Origin of the sequence: Bradyrhizobium oropedii (assembly GCF_020889685.1) — a bacterium.
Classification (GTDB): Bacteria; Pseudomonadota; Alphaproteobacteria; order Rhizobiales; family Xanthobacteraceae; genus Bradyrhizobium; species Bradyrhizobium oropedii.
Genome location: NZ_JACMYO010000242.1, coordinates 1 through 10,681 on the forward strand (window position 1 = coordinate 1; position 10,681 = coordinate 10,681).

A 10,681-nucleotide genomic window follows, 5' to 3' on the forward strand; every position below is an offset into this window, starting at 1 on the left:
CGGGGAGGTGGGACGGTTGTTGGTGAGAACCACACAGCGCATCGCTGCCATCGGCTAACGCAACTGGTCTCGGCTACCTCCGCGTCGTACGACACGGAGGTATTTTTTGCGAGTCCTCGATTGCGTTCCTTACCGGTCTGTTCGTCAGCGCCGTGCTGACGGTCGTGATCGGCCTGATCATCTCGTCGGCGACGTCGGCGATCATCGTGTTCGCGCAGGAATTGATGCCGCATCGTTTCGGCATGATCTCCGGTGTGTTCTTCGGCGTCGCCTTCGGCATCGGCGGTCTCGGCGCGGCCGTGCTTGGCAAGCTCGCCGATCACACCGGCATCGCCTTCGTCTATCAGCTGTGCGCATTCCTGCCGGCGATCGGCCTGCTCGCGGTGTTCCTGCCGAAGATGGCGAAGGCCGTGCGCTGAACGCTTGCGGCGAGGGCCGCTGACGCGATGCCTTCATTAATCATTCGCTAACACACGCGGTTCGCGTGCGCTGCAAACGGCGCGCTTGCGTCAACGCTTCATTAGCATCTGTGGCGAGATCGCCATCTTTCGCGGTCGAACGCGCGCATCTATGGACCCATAAGCAACAGCCGCAGCAGAAGGTGAGAGAAAATCAACCTTAAAAATTAGGGTTAAGTGCCGCTTAAACATTTGCTGCCATCGTCCGCCCGTGAGTTTCAGACGTGGGGCCTTTCGTGTCGCCTCACTTGGCCCAAAAGGACGAAGCCAATGCGTAGCGTAAAGACCCTGATTGCCGTCGGAGCGGCATCTCTGTTGTCCTCGGCGGCGTTCGCTGCCGACATGCCGATCATGCCGCCGCCCCCGATGGCGTATGCTCCACCGCCGGTCCAGGATTTCGGCGGCTGGTATCTGCGCGGCGATATCGGCATGACCAACACCAAGGCCAGGCTGCACGTCAACGCCTATGACACGTTGCCGGCCGGCACCGCATTCAACCAGTATGGCACCGGCTTCGACAGCGGCATGCTGTTCGGCCTCGGCGTCGGCTATCAGTTCAACAGCTGGTTCCGCGCCGACATCACCGGTGAGTATCGCTCGAAGGTGAGCTTCAATGGCACCGACTTCTTCACCTTCCCCGGACCCAGCTCGCTCGGCGACACCTATCATGGCGGCGTCCAGAGCTGGGTCGGCCTCGCCAACATCTACGCCGATCTCGGCACCTGGGGTTGCCTGACCCCGTTCATCGGTGCCGGTGTCGGTGCTGCGGTGATCAAGACCTCGGCCTTCTCCGACGTCACCACGTTCCCGAGCGGGTCCGGCCTGACCAGTTCCTTCATCGCCGACGGTGCGACCAAGACCAACTTCGCCTGGGCGCTGCATGCCGGTGTCGCCTACAAGGTCACCAACAACTTCACGGTTGAACTGGCCTATCGCTACCTCGACATGGGCACCGCCGCCCACGGCCAGGGCCACTTCTTCGACGGCACGCCGGCCGGTCCCTCGACCTTCCAGTTCCGCGACATGACCTCGCAGGACGTGAAGCTCGGCGTGCGCTTCGCCCTGCCTTGCTGCGACGTGCTGCCCCCGCCGCCGCCGCCCCCGCTGATCCGCAAGGGCTAACAAGGGTTAATTTCGACCCTCTACGGTTAACGTTTGAAACGGCGCGGGATCCTCCCGCGCCGTTTTCTTTTGCCGCGTCATGCTGCGAGCTTCTGCAACTTGCGTAGTCGAAAGCGGCCGGCGACAACGATTGGTTAAGGTTAACAGGCGATGATCAACGCACATTCGAAGAGTGGGATGGAGCGTTGCGATGCGTAGGATCTTGCTGGCGGTGATGATGTTCGGGGCGGTGACCGGCGCGCACGCGGCTGACATGCCCGATTTCCTGCGCGGCAGTCTCCCTGCTTCCAGCGCACCAACCAGAAACTGGGACGGCTGGTATGCCGGCGGTCAGGTCGGACAATCATGGATCAACACCGACTTCGGTGGCAGCGTTGCGTCCCTGACCAATTCCATATTCCGCAACACCACGCTGCAGGCTCCGACGGCCCAGTTCAATCTGCTGGGTCGGGTCAATGCGCAAAGCTCGGGCTTCGGAGCGTTTGTCGGACGCAACTGGCAGTTCGACGACGTCGTGGTGGGTGTCGAAGCAAACTATACTTATTGGTCCGGCCTGACGACGTCGACCTTCGGAAGCCTGGGTCCGATTCAGGTCGCTCAGCCGACCCTGGTTCTTCCAGTCGGCGCGACTGCTGCCGACGGCGTGTCGTTGAATGGAAACGCTACGCTGAAGGTCAAGGATGAGATGACATTCCGCGGGCGCGCAGGTTGGGCAACCGGTGATTTTCTGCCCTACATGTTCGGCGGCCTTGCGGTCGGCCGAATGGACGTCTCGCGCACGGTCACAAGTTCTGTGACCAGAACGATCAACTTCAGTGACGGAACCTCGACCAGCTTTGCGCTTCCGCAGTTTGCCCAGACCGCGACGGATTCGAAAACCGATGCCTTCGTGGCCGGCTGGACCGCTGGTCTCGGCCTGGAATACATGTTGTGGAACTGTGTTTTCCTGCGCGGCGAGTGGGAATACGTCAAGTTCATGCCGGTCAAGAACACGTCGGTTACACAAAACAGCGTACGTGCTGCGATCGGCTACAAATTCTGATTCGCTGCGTCGCTTGACACCGCAATGTGCGGCTGATCGGATGTTGCTTCGCAAGCGGAGCGACCTCGCATGAAAATCTACGGCGACGCCAATTCAGGCAATTGCCTGAAGGTGAAATGGGTGTGCGACAAGCTGGCGCTGCCGTACACATGGGTCGAGATCGACACCATGAAAGGCGGCAGCCGCACGGCGGATTTTCTCACGCTGAACGGCTGGGGCCAGGTGCCGACGGTGGAGCTGGATGACGGTCGCACGCTCGCGCAATCCAACGCCATCATCCGTTATCTCGCGCGCGGCAGCGATCTGATCCCCGGCGATGCCTATCGTGCGGCGCAGATGGATGCCTGGATGTTCTGGGAGCAGAACAGCCACGAGCCCTATGTCGCCGTCTGTCGTTTCCAGGCCGTGTATCTCGGCAAGCCGGTCTCGGAGATCGATCCGAATCTCATCAAGCGCGGCTATGCCGCGCTCGATCATCTGGAGCGGCATCTTGCAGCGACGCAATTCCTCGTCGGGGATGCGTTCTCGCTCGCCGACGTCTCGCTGCTCGCCTATACGCGTATGGCGGAGGACGGCGGCCTTGCGCTCGAACGCTATCCGATGATCCGCCGCTGGATCGCCGATGCCGAGCACGTGCTCGCGCTGCCGCCAGTCCGCTGACCTCTCCAGAATGCAGCCATGACCGAAACCTCGTCCATCGTGATCCGTCACGCTCGCCGCGAAGATGTCGCGGCCATCGTCGGCATGCTGGCGGACGATCCGCTCGGCAATGCGCGCGAGCGGATCGAGGATCCGCTGCCGCAAAGTTATTTTGATGCCTTCGCGCGGGTCGAGCGCGATCCCAATCTGCAGCTCGTCGTCGCCGTCGACGGGGAGGGCACCGTCGTCGGTTGCCTGCAACTCGCGGTTCTGCCGGGCATCAGCTCGCAGGGCGGTTCGCGCGGGCTGCTCGAGGACGTCCGCGTCGCAAAGCACTGCCGCAGCCGCGGCATCGGCGAGCAACTGGTGCAGTGGGCGGTCGCGGAGGCGCAGGCGAGAGGCTGCATGCTCGTCGAGTTGCTGACGCATCACACGCGCGTCGACGCGCAACGCTTCTATGAGCGGCTTGGATTTGCGCGCAGTCATGTCGGTATGACGATTCGCTTTTGACGTGCGCGAGTTGTGCCGAATACATGGCAACGCCTGCGGTAGCTGCTGCTCCGCGATCCGGTTAACAGCCAATAAACTAAGCCGGTCTCCGTGATTTTACCGGGCGGAACGAGTCCGGTATGTCGGGCGTCTCCCACGGGGCGGCGGGCAACTGGGGATTGGAATGTCGGACTATTCGATCGTGCGGGTCGGCAACGAGTACATCGTGCTGGCCGGCGATAAGAGCATTTTGAGAATATCGAGCCGGCGCAGGGCGGTTAAGATCATGAACCTCGCGGCAGATTTGCTCGATCAGGAGACGGTGCAGCAGGTCGAGGACTCCCCATCAATCAGCCGTGATCCCCCGGTTGCGCGGGAAAAGCCCGAACTTCCTTGACGTTTGGGTCCCTTTCCACTACCTCCGACGGCGGGAAACCTCTCCCCACCGAGAGGCAGCTATCTGGAAGGGTAGACTATGACTGCAGCGAAGCCCGCTTCGCGGCCCGATGTGCCGCATTTCTCCTCCGGCCCCTGCGCCAAGCGCCCCGGCTGGAACCCCAACAATCTCAAGGACGCAGCCCTCGGCCGCTCGCATCGTGCGAAGGTCGGCAAAGCCAAGCTCAAGCTCGCGATCGAACTGACGCGTGAAGTGCTTGAGGTGCCTGCCGACTACAAGATCGGCATCGTGCCGGCGTCGGACACCGGCGCGGTCGAGATGGCGCTGTGGTCGCTGCTCGGTGCGCGGCCCGTCACCACGCTCGCCTGGGAATCCTTCGGCGAGGGCTGGGTCAGCGACATCGTCAAGGAATTGAAGCTGAAGGACGTCACCAAGCTGAACGCGGCTTACGGTGAAATCCCCGATCTCTCCAAGGTCGATCCGAACTCTGACGTCGTCTTCACCTGGAACGGCACCACCTCGGGTGTGCGTGTGCCGAACGCTGACTGGATCAGCGCAACCCGTGAAGGCCTCACGATTTGCGACGCGACCTCGGCCGCCTTCGCGCAGCCGCTCGATTTCGCCAAGCTCGACGTCGTCACCTTCTCCTGGCAGAAGGCGCTCGGCGGTGAAGCCGCGCACGGCATGCTGATCCTGTCGCCGCGTGCGGTGGAACGGCTCGAGACCTACAAGCCGGCCTGGCCGCTGCCGAAGATCTTCCGCCTCACCAAGGGCGGCAAGCTCAACCAAGGCATCTTCGAAGGCGAAACCATCAACACGCCGTCGATGCTCTGCGTCGAGGACTACCTCGATGCGCTGAACTGGGCGAAGTCGATCGGCGGCCTGAAGGCCCTGATCGCGCGCGCGGACGCCAACACCAAGGCAATCGCCGACTGGAAGGCGAAGACGCCCTGGATCGACTTTTTGGCCAAGGATGCCGCGATCCGCTCCAACACCTCGGTGTGCCTGAAGTTCACCGATCCCGCGATTACCTCGCTTCCCGCTGACGCACAGGCCGACTTCTGCAAGAAGCTGGTCGCACTCGTCGAGAAGGAGAACGCCGGCTTCGACTTCGCGTATTACCGCGATGCGCCGGCAGGCCTGCGGATCTGGTGCGGCGCCACCGTCGAGGCAAAGGACGTCGAGCTGCTGACGCAGTGGATCGACTGGGCCTTCGCCGAGACCAAGGCCGCGCTGCCCAAGGCGGCGTAAGCTTTCTCTTGTCACCTCTCCCCGTTCTTCCGGGGAGAGGTCGGATTTCTCCCGGCGATGCGGAGCATCGTCCGGTGCAATCCGGGTGAGGGGCCTTTTCGGCTTGTTCCTCGCCCGTGGCTGCCCCTCACCCCAACCCTTTCCCCGCAAGAGCGGGGCGAGGGAGAAGTGATCAGAGACTTCACCAGTTTGGTCCAAGGGACCCGCCCGCCGCAGGGCAAAGGAACAATCGACATGACAAAACCCAAAGTTCTGATTTCCGATGCGCTGTCTCCCGCCGCCGTGCAGATCTTCAAGGATCGCGGCGTCGAGGTCGACTTCCAGCCCAACCTCGGCAAGGACAAGGACAAGCTTGCCGAGATCATCGGCAACTATGATGGCCTTGCGATCCGCTCGGCCACCAAGGCGACCGCCAAGATTCTCGAGAAGGCGACCAGGCTCAAGGTGATCGGCCGCGCCGGCATCGGCGTCGACAATGTCGAGATTCCGGCCGCGACCGCCAAGGGCATCATCGTGATGAACACGCCGTTCGGCAATTCGATCACGACCGCCGAGCACGCCATCACGCTGATGCTGGCGCTGGCGCGCGAGATCCCGCAGGCCGACGCCTCGACCCAGGCCGGCAAGTGGGAGAAGAACCGCTTCATGGGTGTCGAGATCACCGCCAAGACGCTCGGCGTGATCGGCTGCGGCAACATCGGCTCGATCGTCGCCGACCGCGCGCTCGGCCTGCGCATGAAGGTGATCGCGTTCGATCCGTTCCTGTCGCCGGAGCGCGCCAAGGACATCGGCGTCGAGAAGGTCGAGCTCGACGATCTGCTGAAGCGCGCCGATTTCATCACACTGCATACGCCCCTGACCGAGAAGACCCGCAACGTCATCGACGCGGCCGCGATCGCCAAGATGAAGAAGGGCGTGCGCATCATCAACTGCGCCCGCGGCGGCCTGGTCGACGAGCAGGCGCTGGTCGATGCGCTGAATTCCAAGCATGTCGCCGGCGCCGCCTTCGACGTGTTCGTCGAGGAGCCGGCGACCTCGAACGTGCTGTTCGGCCATCCCAACGTGATCTGCACCCCGCATCTCGGCGCCTCCACCACCGAAGCGCAGGAGAACGTCGCGTTGCAGGTCGCCGAGCAGATGTCGGACTATCTGCTGTCGGGCGCGATCTCGAACGCGGTCAACTTCCCCTCGATCACGGCGGAAGAGGCGCCGAAGCTGAAGCCGTTCATCGAGCTCGCCGAGAAGCTCGGCTCGTTCGCCGGCCAGCTCACCGAGAGTGGCATCCTCAAGACCACGATCACCTATGAGGGTCACGTCGCCGAGATGAAGATCAAGGCGATCACCTCGGCGGTGCTGTCCGGCCTGCTGCGTCCAATGCTGGGCGAGGTCAACGTGGTCTCGGCGCCGGTCGTGGCCAAGGAGCGCGGCATGGTGGTGGACGAGGTCGTCCGCGCCGCGCAGAGCGATTATGAAAGCCTGATCACGGTCACCGTCACCACCGAGCGCCAGGAGCGTTCGGTGTCCGGCACCGTCTACGCCGACGGCAAGCCGCGCCTGGTCGACATCAAGGGCATCCGCGTCGATGCCGAGTTCGGCAAGTCGATGATCTACGTGACCAACGAGGACAAGCCGGGCTTCATCGGCGCGTTCGCGAGCCTCTTGGGTGATGCGAAAATCAATATCGCGACCTTCCATCTCGGCCGCGTCAAGCAGGGCGGCGACGCCATTGCGCTGGTCGAGGTCGACGGTGCGGTGCCGGCGGACCTGCTCGGCAAGGTGCAGGAGCTGCCGCAGGTGAAGCAGGCCAAGGCGCTGACGTTCTAAGAGGCGCATACGCTCTAAAGGCCACAGACGTTTTAAACGTTGTTTGAGCGGCTCTCGTCATTGCCCGGGATACCGTTCAGACCATCAAATTCCGATCTGCGGAACATGACGCCGTCTCCGGTCCCGGAGGCGGCGTTTGTCGTTCCGGGGCCTCCGGTATTGCTGTTGCGCCCGACGAAAAATGTGTACGAACAGGCCACGACGCGCCACAATGACTGATATCTCAGAGGGAGAAAACAATGCGTGAAGCCGTAATCGTTTCCTACGCGCGCACCGGCCTGGCGAAGTCCGGCCGTGGCGGATTCAACATCACCCCGCCGATGTCCCTGGCCGGGCACGCCATCAAGCACGCCGTCGAGCGCGCCGGCGTCGACAAGGACTATGTCGAGGATTGCTATCTCGGCAATTGCGCGCATGGCGCGCCGAACATCGGCCGTCAGGCGGCGCTGCTCGCCGGCCTGCCGAAGTCGACCGCCGGTGTTTCCGTGAACCGCTTCTGCTCGTCGGGCCTGCAGACCATCGCGATGGCCGCCAACTCGATCCGCTCGGACGGCTCCGATTGCATCGTCGCCGGCGGCGTCGAGAGCATCTCGATTCCCGGCGGCGGCTCGCCGAAGGAATCGATCGATCCGGACCTGCTCAAGACTGCGCCCGACATCTTCATGGCGATGATCGACACCGCCGACATCGTCGCCGAGCGCTACAAGCTCAGCCGCGAATACCAGGACGAGTATTCGCTGGAGTCGCAGCGCCGCATGGCCGCCGCGCAGCAGGCCAACAAGTTCAAGGACGAAATCGTCCCGATGAAGACCAAGATGAAGGTGGTCGACAAGGCGACCAAGGCCGAGTCGATCGTCGACTATGTGGTCGACCGTGACGAGTGCAACCGTCCGGAGACCACGCTGGAAGGTCTTGCCAAGCTCGAGCCGGTCAAGGGTCCGGGCAAGTTCGTCACCGCCGGCAATGCCAGCCAGCTCTCCGACGGCGCCGCCGCTGTGGTGCTGATGGAAGCCAAGGATGCCGAGAAGCGCGGTCTCAACCCGCTCGGCCGCTTCGTCGCCTGGGCCTCGGCCGGCTGCGAGCCCGACGAGATGGGTATCGGTCCGGTGTTTGCCGTGCCGAAGCTGCTCAAGCGCCACGGCCTGAAGGTCGAGGACATCGATCTCTGGGAGCTCAACGAGGCGTTCGCCAGCCAGTGCCTCTATTCGCGCGACCAGCTCGGCATCGATCCCGAGAAGTACAACGTCAACGGCGGCTCGATCGCGATCGGCCACCCCTTCGGCATGACCGGTGCCCGGCTCACCGGCCACCTGCTGCAGGAAGGTCGTCGCCGCAAGGCCAAGTGGGGCGTCGTGACCATGTGCATCGGCGGTGGTCAGGGCGGCGCAGGCCTGTTCGAGATCTACAGCTGAGCGTGCAGCTTGGCTGACTGTTCAGGATTTGCAGCACGGCGCCTCAGGGCGCCGTGCTTTTTTGTGCTGGTCTCTCGACCGTCATTGCGAGGAGCGCAGCGACGAAGCAATCCATTGATCCACGGACGTGGAGGGATGGATTGCTTCGCTTCGCTCGCAATGACGGCAGAGAGATACCCTCCGACATCGCCGCGCCATGCGGCAGTCGCGGCGGCGCCATCGTCGCGCCGCAGGGAAACCTCAATCGAACCAGTCCCTTCCTCGCTGCGTCTCACCACCAGAAACGGCGCGCCTGTGAGCCTGACGCGCCGTTCGTCTCGCGCGCGATGCAGCGTTTTTTCGGAGGGATGTCATGCGAAGGATTGCCAATTGTCTTGTGACCACCAGCCTTGTGCTGGCGGGTGCGCTGGTTGCCGGGCCGCTGCACGCGGCCAATCTCGACGCGGCCTCGCAGGTCGATGCCGTGACCGTCTATCCTGATGGCGCGAGCGTCGCTCGCGTCATCTCGCTCGATCTGCCCGCCGGCGACAACACCCTCATCGCGAAGGATTTCCCGATGGGGCTCGATCCGTCCTCGCTGCGGGTCGAAGGTGAGGCGGGCGGCCGGCTGACGATCGGCGCCATCGACGCGCGGCCGCCGCACCCGGTGGCGCCGGCGAATCTGCCTGAGATCGACAAGCGGATCGAGGCGCTGCGGGACCAGCGCGAGGATCTGCAGGGGATCATCTCCGCGGCCGAGGCGCGGCGCAAATTCGCCGAGCATTTTGCCGAGGCATCGCCGGTCGGGATCGGCGAGAAGGGCGAGGCGCGCCCGGTGAGCGAATGGCGTGCCGCGTTCTCGGCGGTGGGGGACGAAGTCGCGACCGCCGACAACGCGATCCGCGACGCCACGCGCAAGCAGCGCGACATCGATCGCGAGATCGCGCGGCTGGAGGCCGATCGTGCCGCCAAGCCGCCGAGCAAGCTCGAGGTGCGGATCGAGCTGGCGTCAGCTGCGGAGACGAAGGCCACGCTGCGGGTCACCTACGCGGTGCGTAGCGCGCGCTGGATGCCGATTTACGACGCCCGTCTCGATACCGGCGCCAAGGACCGCAAGCCCGCTATCGAACTGGTGCGCCGCGCCGAGATCACCCAGTCGACCGGCGAGGATTGGTCGAACGTAGCGCTCGTCGTCTCCACCGTGCGCGTCGCCCGCGGCGGCAACGCGCCCGATCTTAATTCGCTGATCGTGCGATATCCGCAGCCGCCGCGGCCGCTGGCGGCCGCGGGCAAGGTGTTTGACAGCGTGCAACCGCGTTCGGTGCTGGCGCCTGCGCCGGCTGCTGAGGCGGTCCAGCAATTCCGCTTTGGCGGGGGAGCGACCATGGAGGAACAACAGGCAACCGCCGAGATTGGCGCCTTCCAGGCCACCTTCAAGATTCCCGGCCGCGTCAGCGTCTCGGCCAATGAGGGCGCCAAGAGCCTGCGCATCTCGACCGCAACGATCACGCCCGATCTCGCGGTGCGCGCCGTTCCGGTGATCGATCCGACCGCGTTCCTGGAAGCGAGCTTCGTGCAGGCCGACGACGCGCCGCTTTTGCCGGGGCAGGTCTCGATCTATCGCGACGGCATCTTTGTCGGCCGCAGCCGGATGGCGACCGCCGCCAAGGACGAGACCGTGCGGCTCGGCTTCGGCGTCGACGACAAGGTCAAGATCGAGCGCACGGTGGTGAAGCGCAACGAAGGCTCCGCCGGCCTGATCGTGACGACGTCGAAGACCGACGAGCGCGCGTTCAAGACCACGGTGCGCAACGGCCACGACTTCCCGATCAAGGTCGCGATCCAGGATCAGCTCCCGGTCAGCGAGAACGACGACATCGTGGTCGAGATGCTGCCGTCGTCGACGCCTGCGACCACCACCAATCTGCGCGACAAGCGCGGCGTGCTGGAATGGGCGTTCGAGGCCAAGCCCGGCGAAGTCCGTGACATCAATTTCGCCTGGCGGATGCGCTGGCCCAAGGACAAGGGCGTCGTGATGGTGCCGGCGGGGTGATCTGCGTTAACTAGA

The 10,681-nt window shown here is 63.8% G+C and carries 9 protein-coding genes and 1 pseudogene; all 10 read left to right on the forward strand.

Translation table 11 applies throughout. The features are described from left to right. Positions 1-134: 134 nt before the first annotated feature. Positions 135-419, forward strand: a pseudogene (locus H8A95_RS38370) (MFS transporter); the annotation flags it as partial. Positions 420-728: 309 nt separating this feature from the next. Continuing rightward, the gene (locus H8A95_RS38375) at positions 729-1,580 is read left to right on the forward strand and encodes an outer membrane protein (protein WP_229187790.1); all 852 of its coding nucleotides are present in this window, start codon (positions 729-731) and stop codon (positions 1,578-1,580) included. A 211-nt stretch (positions 1,581-1,791) separates the two neighbouring features. Then, positions 1,792-2,622 carry an outer membrane protein gene (locus H8A95_RS38380; protein WP_229187798.1) on the forward strand — a complete coding sequence of 277 codons (831 nt, stop codon included), beginning with the start codon at positions 1,792-1,794 and terminating at the stop codon, positions 2,620-2,622. Between the two features lie 69 nt (positions 2,623-2,691). After that, complete coding sequence (locus H8A95_RS38385) at positions 2,692-3,282, forward strand: glutathione S-transferase family protein (RefSeq protein ID WP_229187791.1); 591 nt, start codon at positions 2,692-2,694, stop codon at positions 3,280-3,282. Positions 3,283-3,300: 18 nt separating this feature from the next. Next, positions 3,301-3,771: a GNAT family N-acetyltransferase gene (locus H8A95_RS38390; RefSeq protein WP_229187792.1), complete on the forward strand. Its 471-nt coding sequence runs from the start codon at positions 3,301-3,303 to the stop codon at positions 3,769-3,771. Between the two features lie 163 nt (positions 3,772-3,934). Beyond that, on the forward strand, positions 3,935-4,147 hold the full coding sequence (locus H8A95_RS38395) for a hypothetical protein (protein WP_229187793.1): 213 nt from the start codon (positions 3,935-3,937) through the stop codon (positions 4,145-4,147). Positions 4,148-4,225: 78 nt separating this feature from the next. Continuing rightward, entirely contained in the window at positions 4,226-5,398 is a 1,173-nt protein-coding gene (locus H8A95_RS38400; protein ID WP_229187794.1) for a phosphoserine transaminase, read from the forward strand. 234 nt (positions 5,399-5,632) lie between these two features. Beyond that, positions 5,633-7,222, forward strand: a complete 1,590-nt coding sequence (serA, locus tag H8A95_RS38405) for a phosphoglycerate dehydrogenase (RefSeq protein ID WP_229187795.1) — start codon at positions 5,633-5,635, stop codon at positions 7,220-7,222. A gap of 239 nt (positions 7,223-7,461) precedes the next feature. Beyond that, a complete protein-coding gene (locus tag H8A95_RS38410) occupies positions 7,462-8,634 on the forward strand; it encodes a thiolase family protein (RefSeq protein WP_229187796.1) in 1,173 nt (390 codons plus the stop codon). Between the two features lie 352 nt (positions 8,635-8,986). Next, on the forward strand, positions 8,987-10,666 hold the full coding sequence (locus H8A95_RS38415; protein WP_229187797.1) for a mucoidy inhibitor MuiA family protein: 1,680 nt from the start codon (positions 8,987-8,989) through the stop codon (positions 10,664-10,666). The last annotated feature ends 15 nt before the right edge of the window (positions 10,667-10,681 follow it).